This is a genomic window from Pseudomonas fluorescens HK44, assembly GCF_000217955.3.
Lineage (GTDB): Bacteria > Pseudomonadota > Gammaproteobacteria > Pseudomonadales > Pseudomonadaceae > Aquipseudomonas > Aquipseudomonas fluorescens_AQ.
The window spans coordinates 39,045-59,143 of the sequence record NZ_AFOY02000017.1; the positions used below are offsets into that span (position 1 = coordinate 39,045).

Sequence of the window (20,099 nt, forward strand, 5' to 3'; positions counted from 1 at the left end):
GCCTGTAAAGCCCTGAAAGCGGGTCTGCGAGCCTTCAGGGCGGGTTACTTCTATACGGCCTTGTGCAACGCCTCACGCGTCAATCGCCTGCTCAACTGCTTCTCCTCGTAGCCGATGTCGTTCAACAACCTGCCATAGGCCTCATCAGTCATGTCCTCATCGGTGAGTACAACGCTGTCGTCGACGTTAAAGTGCCGGGCGAGGTCCTGGACGCGCTGTTTGAGTGCCCGTCGTTGAGCAATCTGCCTGCCTTTGGAACGGGCCCAGGCGTGTTGAGCTTCGCGCAACTCATCCAGCAGGTCGGTCTTGTTTTCGTACTGTCGGGCATTGCGCCTGAATTCGATCGGGTAGGTGTTGCGCAGGTATTTCTCCCAGAAGGGTTGCTCGAGCATGTCGTTGATCAAGCCATCGCCGGCTTCCATCGACATCACCGTGTTGAAGGCCGTGTCGAGAGTTTCTGCGCTCACGCCAGCCACTCGTCGATGCAACATGATCTCCGATTGCCACGGCAAATCGAGGCGTTGCGCCAGACCGCTCTCATAGGCGAGGTACACCTCAACCTCATCGGGATTACCCGGCCGGCTGCCGAAATCGGCACGTGCAATGTCATCCACCCGCGCGAGACGAGCGGCGCCTTTGGCCAGGTTGACCAGTCGGCTTTCAAGGATCGCGCCTGACGTCGACAAGGCATAGGCTTCGGATGCGAGCACCTTGATGCCCATATGATTGAACACCTGGGCCCCTGCATCAGCGCAGGTGGTAGGCGCTGTCGCCATCTCGAACAGTTCCTTGCGCAACTCGCTGTCCAGATCAATGGCCTCGATCATTCGCCATACCCGGCTGCTGAGCTGTCTGCGCATTTCCCCGCCGGCCCGGTAATCGGCCGAGAGCGTCTGTTTCTGGATCAAGGAGAAAAAACCTGCAGAGCCCGGCTCGGTCATCAAGTCGTGCCAGGCTTCCTGCCCAGAGTGTGTAAAAACACCTTCGCGAACCCTTGCTATGATTTCTGTGGATTTCATTGCAGGGATCGCCCATGAAGCGCTTTATCCAAGGTGAACATCGAGGCCAAGGCACCTTACTCCCCGAGAGCCTCGACGACTACGTATGCGATACCAATCCGGTGCGCATAGTCGACGTCTTTGTCGACGAACTCGACCTGGTCAATCTGGGTTTTTGAAAGTGCCATTCCAGCTGATACTGGCCGGCCTGCTTATCACCCTGCGATCCTGCTGAAGATCTACATCTACGGCTATCTCAACCGCATCCAGTCGAGCCGCCGTTTGGAGCGAGAAGCCCAGCGCAACGTCGAGCTGATGTGGTTGACGGGGCGTTTTGATGCCGGATTTCAAGACCATCGCCAGCTTCCGAAAAGACAACAGCAAGGCCATCCGAGGCGTCTGTCGCCAGTTCGTTGTGCTGTGTCAGCAGTTGGGACTGTTTGGAGAAAATCTGGTCGCCATCGACGGCAGTAAATTCAAAGCAGTCAACAACCGCGACCGCAATTTCACCAGCGCCAAACTGAAGCGGCGAATGGAAGAAATTGAATCGAGCATCAACCGTTATCTGACGGCACTCGATGCTGCCGATCGGCAAGAACCAACAGCCTCCGAGCCCAACGCCGTGCGGCTGGAAGAGAAAATCGCCAAGCTGAAGACGCAAATGAAAGAGCTTCAAGCGATAGAAATCCAGCTCAACGAATCGCCGGATAAACAGGTCTCACTGACCGATCCAGACGCCCGCTCCATGATGACGCGCGGCACGGGAATCGTCGGCTACAACGTGCAAACAGCGGTTGATACCCAGAACCATTTGATCGTTGCTCATGAGGTCACCAACTTCGGTTCCGACCGCGATCAACTCAGCTCGATGGCGAAGCAGGCTCGCGATGCCATGGCGTCAGAAACGCTGGCGGTGGTAGCTGACCGAGGTTACTTCAAGAGTGAAGAAATCCTTGCCTGTCACGACGCGGACATCACTGCCTACGTGCCAAAGCCGATGACTTCAAGCGCCAAGGCGGATGGTCGATTCAACAAGATGCTTTCGTTTATGACGCGACGAAAAACGAATACATCTGTCCGGCGGGAGAGGCGCTGCCCTGGCGCTTCTCCAGTATTGAGAAAGGCATGAATATGCACTGTTATTGGAGTTCGAAATGCCAGGGCTGCGCGCTGAAAACGCAGTGCACACCGAGCAAAAATCGTCGAGTAAGACGCTGGGAACATGAAGCGGTGCTGGAGGAAATGCAGCGTCGGTTGAACCATGCACCGGACATGATGCGAATCCGAAAAAGGACAGTTGAGCATCCCTTCGGGACGCTCAAACAATGGATGGGCTCAACGCATTTCCTGACGCGCAAACTGGTCGGGGTAAGCGCGGAGATGAGTCTGAATGTACTCGCCTACAACATGAAGCGGGTTATGAGCATTATCGGTACAGCAAGCTTGCTGAAGGCGATGAGGGCGTAAAGTCTCGGTTTTCTCAGCCCCAGAAGGCGCTAAACCGCTACATAACCGCTTTGGAACGTCAGTAATGCTATCACGGAAAACGCTTGGGCAATCGCATCGCCCAGGAACGCCTGGTTGACGCACTCGATATACGAAAGCGTTTTTACACACTCTGGGCCGGAAAGTGCCCAGCCCGGAGACCTCGGCACTCCACCATTGAGAGTCGTCGTTCATTGGCCATTGGGCCATCGCATCGGTAGCGGCGTCGGTATAGAGCTGCTTGGGAGAAATGCCGACCGAGCGCCGATACTCTTTGAAAATGACCAGATTTACCTCTGAAAGATTTCTTTCGTACAAACGGGTTCGCGCCACGATGAATGCATCCTCCGAGCCGGGTACGACGGTCGGAATTTTACTGATCGGGTTCTCCTGCAGATCCAGAAAAAAACCACGCGGTCGACGCTTGCTGACGGGCGCGAAGAGGCCGTCGGGCCACGTGGTTGCGCCCGTGTTGCTCAAACTCAGGATGCTCAGCTTGGGCATGCGTTCAACGTTCGGTAACCTCGTCAATTGCGGGTTGTCATCGAGCCTGAGCGTTTCCATATGGGTCAGGTTTTTCAGATGTTCGACAGCCGAGGGTGTCAACGTGATGTCGTTGTTCATCAGACGCAACGTTCGAAGATAGTGCATCTTGCCAATATCCTCAGGCAGCTGCGTCAGTCCGCAACTCCTGGCACTCAGTTGCCGAAGATGGGGGAAGTCCTTCAACAGCCCCGTAGAGGTTGCGGAAAAGGTCGTGCGGTCCAGGTTCAAGGTACTGACCTGATCGAGGTAGTGCTTGATATCCGGCAGCTCTTTCCACCAGCGTTCGAGATCAAGAACATCGAACTCTGTTGACAGATCCAGCGCATAGCCGCCGTCGACGGTGGTACTGCGTTCGCCGAAGACAGTGGGTTTTCTTTTAAAACAATCGACGAGCCGTTCGCAAATGTGCAGACCGCCACCATTCACGAACCCCTGACGATCCGGACCCCACGTATCAGGTTGCTGGTATCGCCACCGATGGAGCAACACGCGAAGGTCATCCAGTTCACGGTCCAGTCTCGTCAGTGTCTGATGCCCTTGCTCTTGCGAGCCCAGGGATCGAACGAAGGTATTGACCTCCCTGTCGTTGAAGTGGGGGTACAGGTCCTGCACCCGTTCGGTGAGCGTGGCTGCTGTGATGGAAAAGCCGGGACCGCGTAACAGCAGCATGTCTTCATGGTCAGCCAACGGACGGATCGGCGGTGCGGCGAGCGCGGTGCGGCGTTCGGCGGGCGTCTCGGTCTTGACCATCACCCATTGCTTGAAAAATGCACCCTGGCCAGGCCGATAACCCAATTGCGCTTGTTGGTTTTTCGGCAAGGCCTTGAGCACGGCTTCGAAAAAGTCAGCGGCTTCATGCAGTTTGTGGTTTTCGGCGTCCCAGACTTCGAATCGGTTCATGTCATCCTTGACCAGTATCCGGACCGTCGACGCGTCCTGCGCACCCACACTGCCGCGCAGTGGTCCGGCATCGCTGCCTTCGCGAACCTCGATGCGCAATTGCGCGAACGTATCGGTATGAATCCTGAGCGCGTTCAGTACCAGGCGTTCGGTTTCGGGCACCCACTGCGCCCCATCGTGAAAGCCTTCGTACGCATGGTTGGTCCGTGCTTCGAAGGCCGCTTCACGCGCGCGGATCTTGAGGCTCAACGGTAGGCGTTGCTCCTGAGTCATGCGCTCGAGGTCTGCACCCTCGCTACTGTTCAACAACGTCTGTGCCGCCCGGGACGGCAGTTGCGGAAATGCCTGGCGAATGAGCCGGACCCGCGGATCGTCGGACGCTTCTGCCCCCTGATAAAGCTGATTGACGATATCGGCATTCAGGCGGTTTGCTTCGTCCGCCAGACGATTTCGCAGCGCTTGCACCCGATTGTTTTTGGCGATTGGCCCACCGAGCACGGCTTGCAGCTCTTCTTCGCTGAGGAACTCGACCAGGCTTGGCGCAAACCGGTCGCTCATGATGTGAGCCAGACTGGTGGAAAGTGTTTGCTCGTCGCTTGCGTCGGCATTGCCGTACTGGCGGAACCGACCGGTCATGTCGGCGTTTTCATAGACCTTCAGGGCTTTATCCGAAGGCCAGCCATCCAGATAAGTCGCCAGCGGTTCAAACCAGTAAGAAGATGAGTCCAGAGGCAGGCCTGTTCGAATTCGTTCAATGGCTTGCCGGGTCTGGCGCTGGATGTTCAAGCGTTTGAGGCTGTCGTCCAGTAATGGTGGCGGGGCCGTATTGTCGACGTATATCCGGCGCAACGCACCGTCTTCGGTGCCGCTGGCGAGGCGAACGTGGTCGAGTTCTGCATCGCTGAAACCGTCCACGGAGTGGCCGAGACGACGCATCAGTGTCGGGTTCTCCCACGCGCGCGGATTTTCGCCTTCGTGGGTCCAGGCACCGAGACCGTTGTGTTTCAACTGCGGTGAATAGGTGTTGGAACGGTGTGGATGCTTGACGCGATAGCTGCCCGTTTTCGGGTCTTGCTGCACGGCGTAATGTTTTTCATCCAGCGGCAAAATGTCCTGGCCTTCGTGGGAGTGAATACCCAACGCGTCAGGCCTGGAGTTGGCCGGTAACGTGTAATCCGGCAGTTCGTAAGGTTTGAGGTCGGGGTGCCACAGGCGGGGCTGGCCGTTGGGCAGTTCCACTGGTTTCATGCCTTCGATCAACGGCGAGAGCTTCAAGCGAGCGAGCTGGCCAATCTGCACGCCCGCCGCAAATGCCGCCAGTTGAACAACGTCGGTCACCACACCCACGATATGCTCGGCGGCTTCGATCCACAGGCCTTCTGCCAGGTCGACGATGGATTCGATGACGTCGTTGGCGATCTGATACGCGGTGTAGGCCATCATCAATTCGCCCAGGCCCGGGACGAAGGGGGTGGCGACCATCAGCGCGACGTTGAAGAGGTCCGAGACTATTTTTTTGAAATTGTCCCACCAGGCCCAACGGGCGTTGCGATCGGTATCGGCGGTGGACACGGCGATGTGTCGGGCGTCATTGAGGACCTTGTTCAGTTTTTGCTGATAGAGGTACTCCCAGAATTTGCCAGGGATCGGTGTGGTGCTGAAATGCAGATTGGGCTTGGTGACCGGGACTTCCTGCCAGCTAGGACTCTGGTCCAGCGGTTCTTTCTGATGCCATTTCACCTCGAACAGGCGTTGTTGCAACCCTGCGAAAAAATGCCCTCGCTCTTGCTGATCGACGAACCGGCTGAAGTACTGCTGGTAAGTCATTCCAGTGGACGATATGACGTCGTTGTCGCGCAGTTGGCGAGTCAGTTCATTCATGAAAGCGACGGTTGACGGGTACTCTTTCAGTGGATGCTCAGGGTCCTGCGGGACATAAGCGATCACTGGCGTAACGTCGCGGATTTTTTGTTCCGGGCTCGGTGTAATCAACACGATTCCGGTCAGGAGGTTGTCCAGGATGGACAGTTCAGCGAACTGCATCACCCGGCCTTTGCGGGTGAGGTTGCGCTGGCCGTCGAGCATCATCAGGATCAGGTCGCGGGCATCGGAATCGATGTCGCCGGTCATTACCGCCTGTTGCGCGGCCGCTTTAAAGGCGGCTTTCTCGCTCTCGACAATGTTGAGTTTCAAAAAGCCCTGTGCGAGGCCGTCACTGGGCAGCAACTGTTCTTCAAGGTATTGGGTATAGCGCGCGCCAATGTCCAGTTCGCGGCACAGGGCCTGGAACTGGGCGATGGACATTTTGCGTTTGATCGCCAGGATGTCGAAGTGCCCGCGAGCATCGGGCTGGCTGATGAAGTCGGAGTCTGGCTCACAGGTTTCAGTACGCGCGAAGTTGTGTAAGGCGGCGTCCAGCAGCGAGACGGTTCGGGTGACAACGCCTGCGGACGTGTTGATGACATACCAAGGGCTTTCCTTGGGTAAGTAGAGGTGCAAATAAGTGGTTCTGACATTGGCATCGACACCGAACTGTTTCATCAGCGCATGGGTGAGTAACGGTTCGGCGAACTCATAAATGTTTTGTAATTTGTCAATAAACCGGTCCACCTTGTTCTGCGAGGACCAGAGTTTAAGGTTGGCCTCTTGTAACAGCGTGTGATCGAAGTCTGTGGCTGTGGTTATCCATTGCGCAGTCGGTGTTCTTGTGAGACCAAGTTCCCGAACCCTTTGCAATGAAGTGTTCTTGAAGGCGGGGTGGATCCGGCTCTTGATGAAGTCGTAATGGCGGCCTTTATTATCGCTTGCCTCCAGTGACTGGCGAGCAGAGATACTTCCTTGTAAGTCAGACATGCTTTTAATAAACCTTGAGTCGTTATCGGAGGCATCAGCCTAACCTCCGGGGCTCAAAGTAAAAGTCTGAAATTCAACTGTTAAACAGGCGTTCGCGCGGATAAGGCATTGAAATTTGCAATGCCGAAAATAACTAATTACTACCTTCTTTTAGTGCTCCGTTATATCAACGCTGCGCTACGTTGGCAGGCAGACACAGCGTGTTGCTCCCCGGTTGCAGATACGGTGTGAGAATCGGTGCCATGCCTTTAAGTACCTGTACCGGCAACGCCGAGGTGAATTTAAAGGATTCGGCCGAGGCGCCAGGTACGAAGGCGGTCAGGGTGCCGAAGTGATGCTCGCCAATGTAGAACACGAACGTGGCGGTGCGGTTGATCGATTTCGAGCTCAGCACCCGTCCGCCGGAACCGAAGGCTTCAATGCGGTTGTCACCGGTGCCGGTCTTGCCGCCCATGGCCAGCGGAGTGCCATTTGGCAGTTTGAAGGTGCCGGCGACCCGTTTGGCGGTCCCGGCATCCACCACTTGCGACAACGCTTCACGCATCGCCGTTGCCACTTCGGACGGCATCACGCGTTTGCCTTTGTCCGGGTCATTGATCACCGTCGTTTCATACGGCGTGCCGGCGGCGAAATGCAGGCTGTCGATGCGCAGGGTCGGCATCCGCACGCCATCGTTGAGGATCGTCCCGATCAGCTCTGCCAGAGCCGCTGGCCGATCGCCGGAGCTGCCGATGGCGGTGGCCAGTGACGGCACCAGGTGGTCGAACGGGTAGCCGACTTTCTGCCAGCGCTGGTGAATGTCGAGGAAGGCTTCGATCTCCAGCATGGTCCGGATGCGGCTGTCGCGAGCGCTCTTGTGCCGGCTCTTGAACAGCCAGCTGTAGACTTCCTGACGCTCGAATTCACTGGCTTTGACGATCTGGCTGAACTTGGCGTCGGGGTGGTTCAGCAAGTAGCCCATCAACCACAGGTCCAGTGGGTGGACCTTGGCGATAAAGCCTTGGTCGGGCAGGTCAAAGGCACCCGGCCCGTAGGTTTTATAGAGTTTTTCCAGGCGCTCGTCAGTGAGTTTTTCGTTGAGTTTGCCGGCGGTTCTGTCGATATTCTTTTCGGTGTTCTTGGCCGTTTTCAGGTGTGCACGCACAAAGCTGTTGAAGCTTTCCTGACTGGCCTCGGGCAGCAGGTAACGGTGCACCGCAGCCAGGCGAATCGCCGTCGGGTGCATGCTGTCGAGGAAGGTCTCGAGGCGAGCCTGGGTGTCCTTCTTCTGGTACTTCTTCCAGAAGCGCAGTAAAAACGCGGTGCCTTCATGGTCGGCGAATTGCGCCAGATATTCCTGGCGCCGTGGGTTGTCATCGTCACTGAGCAACTGGCCGCTGCTGTTGGGCCCCGAGTAAGTGCTGTAGCGCACCAGGTCGCGCATCAGGCGAATGAACGGCAGGTTGATCGACTCACGCAGCGCGTCGCGCAGGGTCGGGCTGCGGCCGTTGTCTTCCTTGCGGAAGTTGTGAAAGGTGTGCAGACCGCCGCCCGTGAAAAATGATTCGCCGGGGTTGGCCGAATACGTACGGTTGAGCGCCGCATCGAGCATTTTCGGCAGGCTGCGGTCAGTGTTCTGGATCAGGTAATCAACGGCCCAGCGGCTAATCACGTCCTGCTCGGGGACCGCGGTTTTTTTCAGCACGGCCGGTGGCTGGTCGCCATAACGGTCGTGCAGTTCGGAGATGATTTGCAGGTAGGAGGTCAACACCCGCAGTTTGGCGGTGGAGCCCAGTTCCAGTTTGCTGCCTTCGTTGATGTCGAAGGGCTGATCGGTGCTGTCGGTCTGCACCCGCACCCGCGAGCCATCGGGGGTCCGCTCGAACAGGGTGAAGCTGTAACGCACTTGAGTCGTGCTGGAAGGGGTCAGCAAGTGTTCGCCAAGCAGGCCCAGTTGCGCCGCGTAGGTCGGGTCGGCCAGATGCTTGAGGTACTCGGTGGCCTTGGTTTGCAAGTCGTACTGCAAGGTGCTGGTGGCCGACAGGTCAAGGCGATCGAGGTCATACAAAGGGCGATTGAGCAGGGCGGCCAGTCGGCTGCGCGCCACACTGATGCCCTTGTTGGATTCGATCGGCTGAATGGTCGGCTGTTGTTGCCAGTCGCGGTAGGTCACCTTGCTGGCCAGTGCGGCAGCGGCCAGCGGGTCGTCGATCACAGCGTTTTGTGCGAGCAGGCGGATGTGGCTGTCAGTGAGGTCTGCCAGTTCGTCACGGCCATTGGCCAAGTAGTGTGAAGGCCGGCGCTGGGCGATCATCAGCGACAGTACCTGACGCAGGGCCAGACCGCGTTGAGACAGACTCAACGGGTCACTGGCAACACTCGTCAGGGCTCTATTGACCTGATTGAAGTCGGCGCCGTACCACACGCGCAACCCTTCGGCCATGCCATGCACTTCACCATGACCAGGCACCGCCGACAGCGGCACGCTGTTGAGGTAATCGCGCACGATGTTTTGACGAGCCGCGAGGGTTTGCGGGCCATCTTGATAAGCGCGCACGCTGGCGGAAATCATCTGACGGATTTTCTCGCTGCCCGACACGGTGAGGCCATCGGGTGAGTGGCGGTATTTTTCCAGCTGAGTGGCCAGGGTGCTGCCACCGGCAGTCTGACCGGGCAGGTGCAGCAGTTTGGCGATTTGCGACCAGGCCGCCTTGCCAAAACGCGGCCAGTCCACGGCGGGGTTTGCCAGGGGTTGTTTGGGGTCGAGCAGGTCGCGGTTCTCGATGAACAGCAGGCTGTGCACCACCAGCGGCGGGATCGCGGCAAAGCTCGAATACAGCTGCTGCGGATAGTTGTACTGATACAACGGCAAGGCGCGGCAGTCGGTAATGGATAAACCGGCCTGGATTTTCTCCGCGTAGGGCACGAAGAAGCCTTTTTCGCTGTAGTTGAACAGTTTCGGTGAGAAACGGGTTTGCGCGGAGATCATGTAGCCACGCTTGAGCAAGCGTGGCAAAAACTCACCCAGAGAACTGTAGCCCAGGCGCTTGTCGAAAGGCCCGGCACCCGGATAGAAAATCGAATCGCTGGGCCCCGGTTGCATCGAGTAACTCAGCGATGCAGCAAACTGGCTGAATTCGCGCGATTGCAGTTTCGAGCTGCGCATTTCCTTGGAGGCTGCCCAACCGAGCGCAACCAGAATAATCAATAACAGTAACCAGAACAGCCGCCAGCCATAACGACGACGGCGAGGTTTTTTCGGTAAAGGCGCTTCTTCCACGCGATCAGTCGGTTCCACAGTTTTACTCGAATCGGATTGCCACAAAGCGCCCATAGTCGATTGATCCATTTACGCAGATTGATCGGACTTGTCTGAAGCTTAGACGCTGGTTGGAACCGGTGAAAAATTTGTGAAAGCAAAAAAAACGCGAACCCATCACTGACCGTGGCGAGGGAGCTTGCTCCCGCTGGAGTGCGAAGCAGTCCCAAACCTGCAAGCGCGGTTTGTCAGGTGAGTCGCATTCAAATGGTTTACGGCGGCTTCGCCACCGAGCGGGAGCAAGCTCCCTCGCCACAGAGGCAGGTACTGCTCTAATGATGTGGTCAGAGCCAGCTTGCATCCCAGAGCGGATAATCTCCGATGTTTTCCACCAACCCTGCCCGTAATGGGTTGGCGACGATGTATCGGGCGAAAGGGCGCAGGTCTTCACCGTCGCGTATTGCTCTGTCGTGGTAGCCGCTTTGCCAGAAGGCTCCTGAGCCATTGACCGCTCTGTTTATAGTGAGCGTGCTACGAGATTTGATTGATTGCATTACCTGAGGCAGGGTGCCTTGCTTCAACTCAAGCAACCAGTGGAAATGATCGGGCATGACGACCCAGGCCAGAGAGTTGACTTGATCTTTTTCATGAGCCCGTTTCATTTCTGTTACCAGCAATCGGCCTATACGCCAGTCGGAGAAGAGCGGGCACCGCTTGTGAACGACGGTTGTGATCATATAGGCCCGTCCTGTTTCGGAGTACCTGCCACGGCGTAGACAATGAGAGTTTGGGCGGGGATGCATTCCATTGCGTCCTTGGGTCTGGGGTATCAATTGACCTTAGCTGCCTAGCCATAGAGTCGAAGCTTCCACTGCTGAGTGAAAAGTCCGAAAACACTGAAGTCCTCGCCACAGGGGATAGGGGTTGTCTGAGAGTATTGGGCTAGAGCCATCAAGCCGGTAAATACGGCTCAGGTAGGGGCCTGGCGCTGCACCATTGCTGTGCAATACTCGGTGCTGCTTCGCTGGCGAGTTCACGGCTGAATCCCAGGTAATGCCCCTCCATAAATGCGACTTTCGCCGAGAGTTCCCGCTGAATCTTGTCGTTTATATAGTGAAAAGCCCTGCGCTGAGCTTTTTATACTGCACGCCCCGCTGATCTTGCAGGTTTTGTCCTGCAAGACGGATCTACCCATGAAGTGGATCCGGTTTCAGGAAGTTCAGGCTTATCGGTCTGTACTTCGACACTCGGTGGTCATATCCAATAACAAGATGAGGTTGTACCCCTATGACCGTTGGCAATCACCTGCCCCACGGCGAGACCGCTCAGGGCGGCCCGCTCAAACGCGAACTCGGTGAACGGCATATTCGCTTGATGGCGCTCGGCGCCTGTATCGGTGTCGGTCTGTTCCTCGGTTCCGCCAAGGCCATCGAAATGGCCGGCCCGGCAATCATGCTGTCTTACATCATCGGTGGTCTGGCGATCCTGGTGATCATGCGCGCTCTTGGCGAAATGGCGGTGCACAACCCGGTTGCCGGCTCGTTCAGTCGTTATGCGCAAGATTATCTCGGCCCGTTGGCAGGCTTTCTCACGGGCTGGAACTACTGGTTCCTGTGGCTGGTGACCTGCGTCGCGGAAATTACCGCGGTGGCGGTGTACATGGGCATCTGGTTCCCCGATGTGCCGCGCTGGATCTGGGCGCTGGCGGCGTTGGTGAGCATGGGCTCGATCAACCTGATCGCGGTCAAGGCCTTCGGTGAGTTCGAGTTCTGGTTCGCCCTGATCAAGATCGTCACCATCATTGCGATGGTGATCGGCGGTATCGGTGTGATCGCATTCGGTTTCGGCAACAATGGTGTTGCGCTGGGGATTTCCAACCTGTGGAGCCATGGCGGTTTCATGCCCAATGGCGTGCAGGGCGTATTGATGTCCCTGCAAATGGTGATGTTCGCCTACCTGGGTGTCGAGATGATCGGCCTGACGGCCGGTGAAGCGAAAAACCCGCAGAAGACTATTCCGAATGCCATCGGCTCGGTGTTCTGGCGCATCCTGCTGTTCTACGTCGGCGCGCTGTTCGTGATTCTGTCGATCTACCCGTGGAACGAAATCGGCACTCAGGGCAGTCCGTTTGTGATGACCTTCGAGCGCCTGGGCATCAAGACCGCTGCCGGCATCATCAACTTCGTGGTGATTACCGCCGCGCTGTCGTCGTGCAACGGCGGCATCTTCAGCACCGGGCGCATGCTTTATAGCCTGGCGCAGAATGGCCAGGCCCCGGCCGGTTTCGCCAAAACCTCGAACGGTGTACCGCGTCGCGCCTTGTTGCTGTCGATCGGCGCGCTGCTGCTGGGCGTGTTGCTCAACTACCTGGTGCCGGAAAAAGTCTTTGTCTGGGTCACCGCCATCGCGACCTTCGGTGCGATCTGGACCTGGGTGATGATCCTGCTGGCGCAGCTCAAATTCCGCAAAGGTCTGACCCCGGCTGAACGTGCCGGTCTCAAGTACCGCATGTGGCTGTACCCGGTGAGCTCCTACCTGGCGCTGGCGTTCCTGGTGTTGGTGGTTGGCCTGATGGCCTACTTCCCGGACACCCGCGTCGCGCTGTACGTGGGACCTGCGTTCCTGGTGCTGCTGACGGTGCTGTTTTATGTGTTCAAGCTGCAACCGACCAACGTCCCGCAAGGTGCGGTGCGCGCGGCGGCGTAAGCGGCTAGCGCAGTAAAGAAAAAGCCCCGGTCGCAAGATCAGGGCTTTCTCTTTTCGGTTGGGACAACGCGATTTACCTGTGGCGAGCGAGCTTGCTCGCGCTGGAGTGCGTAGCACTCCCAAACCTGCGGTCTGTCAGGTAAATCGTGTTTATCTGTTCTGCGGCGGCTTCGCCCCCGAGCGGGAGCAAGCTCCCTCGCCACAGATGTGCGCTTTGATCATCTAAACCGCGGCCACGTGCGCCGGTCGGCTCTGCCGTTTGTTCCAGTCCAGCCACGCTGCCAGTACCGCCATCAATCCCGCCCCCAACAGGGCGCTGAAAATCTGCATGACCAACGCATCCCCGGCCAGCGAGTTGAGCATGTCCGCCAGTGGCGCCAGCAGCACCCCCAAACAAAACACTTCCAGCGAATAACGGCCCATGCGGCAGCATTGCCGCGCCAGCCAGTTTTGCGTCCAGCCACTGTTGGGCAAGAGCTTGGCGATGACGTAGGCCATCGCTAGAAAGTGCAGCAGTCGCGCCGGTGACAGGTTGGTCTTGCTGATCGGGTACAGCCATTCGCCAAGCATCCGGGGCATGAACGCGTCATGCACCGTCGGCCATTTCCATGACACTGCGATCAGCCCGGTAACCAGCAGATAGGTCGCTGCCGCAACAAACAGTGGCTGATGTGGCAAGGTGCGGGTGTCCGGTACAGCGGGGCGCTGACCGTGAATCGCCGCTGCACCCCCGAGGATAAACAGCAACTGCCAGGCCATCGGATTGAAGAACCACACGCCACCGTCGGTGGCCGCCAGGTTCCATTGAAACCACGGCGCCAGCATGTACAGCACCACCGACAACCCGACCACGTACTCGGCCTTGCGCAGTAGCATCGCCAGCACCGGCGGCAGCCCGAGCAACAGCAGAATGTACAACGGCAACGGGTCCATCAGGTTGGGTTTGAAGCGCAGCAGCAACTCATCGATCAAGGCCTGTTGCGTGTTGCTGAGGAAGTATTGCAGGCCCATTTCCTGCACCAGGTCACGGGTTTCCACGTGGCTGTTGGCGAAGAACACGATGCCCATCAGCACCGCCAACAGAAAAATATGCACCACGTACAGCACCCAGGCGCGGCGCAGGATTTTCACCGTCGCAATCAGCAAACCATCGCGTCGGGCAATCTTGCCGTAGGCCAGCACCGCCGCGTAGCCCGCCAGAAACACGAAGATCTCTGCCGCATCGCTGAAACCGAAATTGCGCACTGTGAAATGGGCAAGAGGGTTGTGTGGTACGTGATCCCAGAAAATGAAGATCAGTGCCAGTCCGCGAAAGAAATCGATGCGAAGGTCGCGTCCTTGGGTCATGACAACGGGCTCTTGAACAGGTGTGAGTAAAGGGGGGGCAGTGGCGCAAAAGGGTGTGCGCCGCACATCGGCGGCGCGCAGGGTGGCGTGATTTGGTGGCAATTGCAAAGGCGGGCTATTACCGGATGTCTCGGCCGCGGGAGCAGCAGGGGCGGGACACATCGCTGATGGCTCAAGCGAGCTTTTAGAACAGCCTTTTGGCCATTGGTCTATTTGTTGACTGGAAAATAGACAAGCGGGTCAAGGGTGCCAAGCTTTCTACGGGGGCAGGTGTTCAGACTGGAATCAAACGCAATGGACATGAGAGCCGCATTTCACGGTTTCCCCAGATTCGTGTCGGTTGGCCTGCTTAATACGTTGATCCACTGGTCGACGTTTTTTGTTCTGCACACGGTCATGAGTTTTCGTCAGGCACCCAGTAACTTCACGGGCTTTTGTCTGGCTGTTTCATTTTCCTTTTATGCCAATGCGCGATACACCTTCAAACAAAGAACCAGTGTTCCACGGTATTTGCTGTTTGTCGGGTTCATGGGGCTGTTGAGTTATGGCGTGGGGTATGGGGCGGATCAGTTACTGTTGCCGGGGTTGATAACGTTGGTGGTCTTTTCGGGTATCAGCCTGGTCTGCGGTTTTTTTTACTCGAAATATTTCATTTTTCGAGGGCGTGAGCGGTGAAGATCTCGCTGATTGTTCCCGTGTTCAATGAAGAACAGGCAATTAACCTGTTTTATCAGGCGGTTCGTCAGGAACTGTCGATCGCTGATTGTGACGTCGAGATCGTGTTCATCAATGACGGCAGTTCCGACCAGACGGCAGCGCAGGCCAAAGCCATCGCGTTGGCTGACGAGCATGTGCTGGTCATCAATTTTTCGCGCAATTTCGGCAAGGAGCCGGCGTTATTTGCCGGGTTGGAGTATGCCACCGGCGATGCGGTGATACCGATGGATGTCGATTTGCAGGACCCGATCAGTGTGATCCCCCTGTTGATCCGGGAGTGGCAGAACGGGGCTGATGTGGTACTTGCCAAGCGCCACGATCGCACCGCCGACAGCTATATGAAACGGCACAGCGCCGCACTGTTCTATCACCTGTTGAACCGGATTGCTTATACCCGGATAGAGGAAAACGTCGGTGATTTTCGGTTGATGGACCGCAAGGTCGTGAACGTGATTCGCACGCTCCCGGAGCATCGGTTGTTCATGAAGGGCATTCTCTCGTGGGCGGGTTTCAATACCGCAGTCGTTGAATACGAACGGGCCGAACGCGTGGCGGGCACCACCAAGTTCAACATCTGGAAACTGTGGAATCTGGCGCTGGAAGGGATTACCTCTTTTAGCACGGTGCCCTTGCAGTTGTGGACATATGTCGGTAGCGCGATTTCCCTGTTTGCAATTGTCTATGCCATTTACATGGTGCTGGACAAGATTTTCTTCGGTAATAACGTACCCGGTTACCCTTCGTTGATGACCGCCATTCTATTCCTGGGCGGTGTTCAACTGATTGGTATTGGCATATTGGGTGAATATGTGGGGCGGATCTATATTGAATCGAAACACCGACCGAGGTACGTGGTGAAAGATATTGTGGGTGGCAAAGGTAAGCGCGAATCGTAAAAAAAACAGCTGAGGCCCTGGCCGGGAAAGGAGCGCCAAAATGAAAGTGGCGAGTGTATTAAGTAGGGAGTTGCTCGGCCGTGAAGTGTTTGTGTTTTTTTTACTTGCCACTGTTGTTTACGTGCTCCCTCTGATACTGGTTGATTATTACTATATAGACGATAACTGGCGGTCCTTGGCGGCCGGTACAGGCTGGGCGGGGCAGGGGCGGTTACTGGTCGAGCTGTTTTACAACGCCTTGAGCTTCACCTCGGGCGCGCCCGATATGTTTCCCTTACCCTTGCTGATCGCCACGTTTGCCATGGCGTTTGCCTTGACGAAACTGACGAAGCATTACTACAAAACTCCCACCGTCTCCTGCTGTCTGGTGCTCCTGCCACTGTGGTACAACCCGTTTTTTCTACAAAATTTATCTTATCAATATGACGGGCCGGCAACGGCGTTGAGCCTGGTGGCGGTGATCTATGCAATGGCATTTCAACACAAAGCTGGCGTCGTTCAGGTACTGGTTCCCGGTGTATTGATTGCAGCGGGGCTCAGTTTGTATCAACTGAGTATCAATGTGTTTTTGGGGTTGTGCTGCATCGAGTTCGTCAGAGGTATTAATAATAAGGAGTCCCTTGCCTGTTTATTATCAATGGCAGGAGTGAAAGCCTTGCAGTGGGTCGCAGGCTTGATCATTTATTTTCTGTTGGCTTATCCACTCATGACCCATGAGCGCCTGGAGATGATTCCGTTCAATGCGAGCGGGCTATTGCTGATCCTGAACAATGTAGGTGTATTAGTCGGAAAAATCGGATTGCTTTTTCAGGGAGGGAATCGTTGGCTGGCGTGGGTGGTAGTGTTATTTTCGGTCGTTGGGGGAGGGCGGGTTGGGCGAACTATCACCCAGGGGAAAGAGACGTCGTTAAATAAGATGCTTCTGTTTTTTTTGTATTTTCTCATGATTGTATTTTTGTTTTTTCTGGTGTCAGGTTCGGCCCTGTTGTTCAGGTTTTTCAATGAGGGTGCCAGAACCCTGTTGGGTTTTGGCGTGCTGCTGGTGTTTTTGTTTTACCTGGCTCATCAGTGGTTGGTGACGGTTGACGCCAGGCTCGGTGTTGCATTGATTGTGCCGTTGCTCAGTATGCTTTCGATGTCGTATGCGTATGGACGGGTACTGAATTTGCAGAAAGAGTTTGGGCTGAATGCTGAATTCAGTATGGCCTATGATATTGCTTCCCATCAGCGCTTGCGCGAAGCAAAGCGGATATACATGGCAATAAACTATTCAAACAGTTGGTTGTTAGGCGCCAAGGGGAGTTTTGAACAGATTCCGGTGCTGAAATACATACTCAATATTGATTTTTACATGCTGTCGGAAAATTTTCTGAGGGCGGGAATTACCAATGTCGTTATTGAAAATGAACGGAGAAATGCGACGCTGGTAGGGTATCAAGGGTACGTCCCTGTGGTGGACAGCAAGTTTTACTCTATGGAAACTCTGAAAAAGACTTCCAACTCTGGTGAAATACCCCCTCACACGAATCGACCGGTTGAGCCCCGATGAAACAGATGTCCTTCGCCGATGCCGAGTATGCCGGCAAACGTAAGCAAACCCGCCGTGAGCGCTTCCTGATCGAGATGGATCAAGTCGTGCCCTGGAAGGGGTTGATTGCCTTGATCGAACCGCATTATCCAAAGGGTGAAGGCGGTCGTCCGGCGTATCCGTTGCTGGCCATGTTGCGGGTTCATCTGATGCAGAACTGGTTCGGCTACAGCGATCCGGCGATGGAGGAATCGCTGTATGAAACGATGATCCTGCGTCAGTTTGCAGGGCTGCATCTGGATCGAATTCCTGACGAAACCACGATCCTCAACTTCCGCCGCTTGCTGGAGAAGCATGACCTGGCGGGCGGGATTTTGCAGGTTATCAACGGTTATCTGGGTGAGCGTGGATTGATGTTGCGCCACGGAACGATAGTGGATGCGACGATCATTCATGCCCCCAGCTCAACCAAGAATAAAGACAAGAAACGCGATCCCGAGATGCATCAGACCAAGAAAGGAAATCAGTACTATTTTGGAATGAAATCCCACATTGGCGTCGATGCGGATTCGGGCTTGGTTCATAGCGTGGTCGGTACTCCTGCCAACGTGGCGGACGTGACACAAGTGGATCAACTGCTTCATGGGGAAGAGGTTCACGTCTGTGGCGATGCCGGTTACACCGGGGTGCAGAAGCGCCCGGAACATCAGGATCGCAAGATGATCTGGTCGATTTCTGCACGGCCCAGTTCGTACAAAGAGCATGGCAAAGACACGGTGATCGGCAGTGCGCTACGCGGAATTGAGTATGCGAAAGCGCAAGTCAGAGCCAAGGTTGAGCACCCATTTCGAGTGATCAAGCGCCAGTTTGGCTATACGAAAGTGCGCTTTCGTGGTCTGACGAAAAACATCGCTCAACAGACGACGTTGTTCGCCTTGTCGAACTTGTGGATGGTGCGAAAACGATTGTTGAATGCAGGAGAGGTGCGCCTGTAATGCGGGCTAATCGCCCTGAAACAGCGCGATTAGAGGAAAAATCATGAATTAAAGAGTGGAAAGGTCTGCTTTTCGACCAAATCAGCGTTTTTTGAACCTCACGCAGAGAAGGCATCAAAAATCGGTGGGTACTTCAGAACTTCCCTATGTACCTGATTGGTGATTATGGCTTTATCGTTATGAAAGAAGTTCCCGCTTCTGGAGAGGATAAATGGTAAGGGAAGTCGATGGCTCGAATGTCCGTACGCTCCAGAGTACGTGCTGGATACTGCTGATTATTCTCGTGGCGGCAGGGGTGCGTTTTTACGCCTTGAGCCAACCCGCTGTCTGGGCCGATGAAGGGTTTACCTTGCTGTTGAGTTCTTATTCGCCTTCTCAAATCCTGTTCCATACGGCCCGGGATGTGCACCCGCCGCTGTATTATCTGCTGTTGCATGAATGGATGAATGTGTTCGGAAATGGCGTTTTTGCTGCTCGAAGCCTGAGCGCACTGGCGGACGTCGTCACCGTCGGGATGGGCATCTGGCTGGTTTGCCTGGTCAGTACGCGACGGGCGGCGATGCTCGCCGGAATCATGTTGGCGTTGCTGCCCATAGCGGTACGCTACAGCCAGGAAGTTCGCATGTATGCGTTGCTTGCGCTGTTAATGGTTAGCGCAACGATTGCCTTCGTTTACTGGGTAAAAGGCTCAGGCGGTCATTGGCCGCTTGGCGTCTATGCATTGCTGATGGTTGCAGGACTTTATACCCACTATTTTGCCGCTGTGTGCATGGCGTCACACTGGGCCGGGCTTTTGGTATTGAGGTGTCAGAGCAAGTTGTTAGCGCCTGCAGGGTGGATGGCCAATGGGGCGGTGATTTTACTGTTCATGCCCTGGGTTCCGAGCCTGATGAACCAGTTGAGATTTTCCGGGTTTAACTGGATAGCGCCGCTGGATGTTTCTACGGTGGTGTCAGCGCTCTGGCAGTTTGTGAGTTATAGCGATGGGCCCAAAGAATCAATCTGGATGTTCTACAGTGTGCCGTTATTGATGTTGCTGGTGTCAGCAATGATTGTCATGCGGGACACGAGTGAGAGAAAACTCAGCACGCTGCTCGTCATCTATACCTGGTTTCCGTTGGTATTGATTGCAGGGGTCTCACTGGTTCGACCACTGTTTGTTTACCGTTATTTTGTGTTTGCTGCGCTGGGTTTTCCGATGATCCTGGCGGTGGCACTGGATGCAGTGTGGGGGCGCGCAAAAACGTTGTTTATCGTCCTGTTGCTATTAATAGTGTCAATGGAAAGTGTCGGGTTATATAACGTTCATCAACGGGGCCATGTTGTGTATGCCGAAGTCAACAAGGTCGATGCATTGGCAGAATACATCAACGTCTCTGCTCGACCTGATGACGGTGTCGTGGTTGCCAACAGGTTTCTTTACTATCCCTTTGCTTACTACAACAAGACCGGCGTGACCCCCATGCTTTATACGCCACCCCAAAAGGACGGTACCTCCGGACGTCCCGACGGTTATCTAACCTCGACACTGACTCAACAAAATGCAGATAAGGTCTATCTCGATAACCTTGAACGCCTGACGCCAGGCTCAGGTCGGGTGTGGGTGCTGGACGGCCGTGGTGACGGAGCGCAACAGGTCGTTATCCCTGAAAGCTGGCGGCTGCTCGATACCTTTACCCAAGGGGATGGAGACGTCCGGTTATTTGCAGTGAGCCCCGGGTTTCCGTGAAAAACCTAAAAAAAAACCAATCCGAATAGCCCCGTTAGCTAGCCTTTACCCATGACCGCCGGTCGTTGTATCGAGAGCGATTAGCGTAACCACGGATTCACGATGACGGTGAGTCGTCCGTGGACAGGCACCTGTCTTTATCAGGTTTACGTTGTTGGGGG

The 20,099-nt window shown here is 55.7% G+C and carries 10 protein-coding genes and 2 pseudogenes; 7 read left to right on the plus strand and 5 right to left on the minus strand.

Features of this window, described 5'->3' with window-relative positions; genetic code table 11:
- Positions 1-50: 50 nt before the first annotated feature.
- Positions 51-1,019, minus strand: coding sequence for an NEL-type E3 ubiquitin ligase domain-containing protein (locus HK44_RS20970; RefSeq protein ID WP_080690666.1), 969 nt, complete (start codon positions 1,017-1,019; stop codon positions 51-53).
- Between the two features lie 14 nt (positions 1,020-1,033).
- Between HK44_RS20970 and HK44_RS30200 the strand changes: the two are divergent.
- Positions 1,034-2,465, plus strand: a pseudogene (locus HK44_RS30200) (IS1182 family transposase).
- Between the two features lie 3,267 nt (positions 2,466-5,732).
- Here HK44_RS30200 and HK44_RS30320 read toward each other — a convergent pair.
- The 3 genes and pseudogenes from HK44_RS30320 to HK44_RS20990 form a co-directional block, all read right to left on the minus strand.
- Positions 5,733-6,782: pseudogene (locus HK44_RS30320) on the minus strand (dermonecrotic toxin domain-containing protein); the annotation flags it as partial.
- Between the two features lie 166 nt (positions 6,783-6,948).
- The gene (locus HK44_RS20985) at positions 6,949-10,095 is read right to left on the minus strand and encodes a transglycosylase domain-containing protein (protein ID WP_019693411.1); all 3,147 of its coding nucleotides are present in this window, start codon (positions 10,093-10,095) and stop codon (positions 6,949-6,951) included.
- Positions 10,096-10,364: 269 nt separating this feature from the next.
- Positions 10,365-10,823 (minus strand): REP-associated tyrosine transposase, encoded by a 459-nt coding sequence (locus tag HK44_RS20990; protein ID WP_019693410.1) that lies wholly within the window; start codon positions 10,821-10,823, stop codon positions 10,365-10,367.
- Positions 10,824-11,307: 484 nt separating this feature from the next.
- On the opposite strand from HK44_RS20990, the gene HK44_RS20995 reads away from it, so the two are divergent.
- Positions 11,308-12,726 (plus strand): amino acid permease, encoded by a 1,419-nt coding sequence (locus tag HK44_RS20995; protein ID WP_019693409.1) that lies wholly within the window; start codon positions 11,308-11,310, stop codon positions 12,724-12,726.
- Between the two features lie 222 nt (positions 12,727-12,948).
- Here the strand turns inward: HK44_RS20995 and HK44_RS21000 are convergent, their stop codons facing one another.
- Positions 12,949-14,073 carry an OpgC family protein gene (locus HK44_RS21000; protein ID WP_019693408.1) on the minus strand — a complete coding sequence of 375 codons (1,125 nt, stop codon included), beginning with the start codon at positions 14,071-14,073 and terminating at the stop codon, positions 12,949-12,951.
- Between the two features lie 300 nt (positions 14,074-14,373).
- Between HK44_RS21000 and HK44_RS21005 the strand changes: the two genes are divergently transcribed.
- From HK44_RS21005 to HK44_RS21025, 5 genes are all read left to right on the plus strand, one after another.
- On the plus strand, positions 14,374-14,748 hold the full coding sequence (locus tag HK44_RS21005) for a GtrA family protein (protein WP_024265111.1): 375 nt from the start codon (positions 14,374-14,376) through the stop codon (positions 14,746-14,748).
- The gene (locus tag HK44_RS21010) at positions 14,745-15,686 is read left to right on the plus strand and encodes a glycosyltransferase family 2 protein (protein WP_019693406.1); all 942 of its coding nucleotides are present in this window, start codon (positions 14,745-14,747) and stop codon (positions 15,684-15,686) included. Before HK44_RS21005 ends, HK44_RS21010 begins: the two co-directional genes overlap by 4 nt.
- Positions 15,687-15,726: 40 nt before the next feature.
- Positions 15,727-17,235 carry a glucosyltransferase domain-containing protein gene (locus HK44_RS21015; RefSeq protein WP_024265112.1) on the plus strand — a complete coding sequence of 503 codons (1,509 nt, stop codon included), beginning with the start codon at positions 15,727-15,729 and terminating at the stop codon, positions 17,233-17,235.
- Entirely contained in the window at positions 17,232-18,209 is a 978-nt protein-coding gene (locus HK44_RS21020) for an IS5 family transposase (RefSeq protein ID WP_024264756.1), read from the plus strand. The genes HK44_RS21015 and HK44_RS21020 overlap by 4 nt, the downstream gene beginning before the upstream one ends.
- 211 nt (positions 18,210-18,420) lie before the next feature.
- Positions 18,421-19,938, plus strand: coding sequence for a glycosyltransferase family 39 protein (locus HK44_RS21025; RefSeq protein ID WP_019693404.1), 1,518 nt, complete (start codon positions 18,421-18,423; stop codon positions 19,936-19,938).
- The last annotated feature ends 161 nt before the right edge of the window (positions 19,939-20,099 follow it).

Excerpts from the sequence above, each read along its gene's own strand:
- HK44_RS20970 (WP_080690666.1), bottom strand. The coding sequence starts at position 1,019 with ATGAAATCCACAGAAATCATAGCAAGGGTTCGCGAAGGTGTTTTTACA.
- HK44_RS20985 (WP_019693411.1), bottom strand. The coding sequence starts at position 10,095 with ATGGGCGCTTTGTGGCAATCCGATTCGAGTAAAACTGTGGAACCGACT.
- HK44_RS20990 (WP_019693410.1), bottom strand. The coding sequence starts at position 10,823 with ATGCATCCCCGCCCAAACTCTCATTGTCTACGCCGTGGCAGGTACTCC.
- HK44_RS20995 (WP_019693409.1), top strand. The coding sequence starts at position 11,308 with ATGACCGTTGGCAATCACCTGCCCCACGGCGAGACCGCTCAGGGCGGC.
- HK44_RS21000 (WP_019693408.1), bottom strand. The coding sequence starts at position 14,073 with ATGACCCAAGGACGCGACCTTCGCATCGATTTCTTTCGCGGACTGGCA.
- HK44_RS21005 (WP_024265111.1), top strand. The coding sequence starts at position 14,374 with ATGAGAGCCGCATTTCACGGTTTCCCCAGATTCGTGTCGGTTGGCCTG.
- HK44_RS21015 (WP_024265112.1), top strand. The coding sequence starts at position 15,727 with ATGAAAGTGGCGAGTGTATTAAGTAGGGAGTTGCTCGGCCGTGAAGTG.
- HK44_RS21020 (WP_024264756.1), top strand. The coding sequence starts at position 17,232 with ATGAAACAGATGTCCTTCGCCGATGCCGAGTATGCCGGCAAACGTAAG.
- HK44_RS21025 (WP_019693404.1), top strand. The coding sequence starts at position 18,421 with ATGGTAAGGGAAGTCGATGGCTCGAATGTCCGTACGCTCCAGAGTACG.